The 799-nt window shown below is 64.3% G+C and carries 2 protein-coding genes; both read left to right on the top strand.

Annotated features, from left to right (window positions below; genetic code table 11):
* A partial coding sequence (locus AC1QQ2_RS14615) for a superoxide dismutase [Ni] (protein WP_479713693.1) occupies nt 1-151 on the top strand: 151 nt, incomplete at its 5' end.
* Between the two features lie 88 nt (nt 152-239).
* On the top strand, nt 240-799 hold a 560-nt coding region (locus AC1QQ2_RS14610; protein ID WP_479713692.1), incomplete at its 3' end, for a C45 family autoproteolytic acyltransferase/hydolase.

Below are 799 nucleotides of genomic sequence, written 5' to 3'. Positions count from 1 at the left end.
GTACCCGCAGCTCAACACCCTCTTCAACGAGGCGACCAAGCTCGCGGGTGCCGGCGGCACCAAGGGCACCGTCGATGTCGCGGTCGCCGACCAACTGCTCGGCAAGATCGACGAGATTTCCGAGATCTTCTGGGAGACCAAGAAGGCTTAACGTGTGACCTGGCCCCCCACATGGGGGGCCAGGTCCGCCAGCAGCGCGTCATGCTGCTGGCGAAAGGCGGTCCACTAGCCTGGGCGACGTGCCCCACGCCCTTTCTGTGTACGGCGACTCCCGGACACGAGGGCTGTCGCAGGGTGAGCACCTACGCCCCGACATTCACGACGTTGTGCATCGGGTCATTGACTCCATGGGGGGTCCGGACGGAGTCGACAGATTCCTGGCCAGCACCAACTTCCTCCCGGCCATCAGCCAGCACACACCCGAGCTCCTTGCGGAACTCGAGGGCATTTCGATCGGAGCCGATGCGCGATTCGCTGATCTCCTGGCGCACAACCTGATGGATGAATACTGGTGGTGGTCGCAAGATCAGCGCCATCGCGAGGCCTGCAGCAGCGTGGCGATCATGGGCCCACCGGCCCTCGTCGGTCAGACCATGGACCTCGACCGTTTCCTCGATGGCAGTCAGTGCCTCGTCTCCCACCACGACGAAGGCGCGACCCTCGCCGTTTTGACCTCAGCCGGGATGGTGGGCCTGTGTGGAGCGTCGAGCAATGGCTTTGGCCTGTGCGTCAATGCGCTCACGATGCTCGCGCACAGCATTTCCGGCCTACCCGTCGCCTTCGCCTTTCGAGGCGCCCT

Origin of the sequence: Aestuarium sp., assembly GCF_023253315.1 — a bacterium.
GTDB classification, from domain to species: Bacteria; Pseudomonadota; Alphaproteobacteria; order Rhodobacterales; family Rhodobacteraceae; genus Marivivens; species Marivivens donghaensis.
This window is presented reverse-complemented; position numbering and strand designations above follow the sequence as displayed.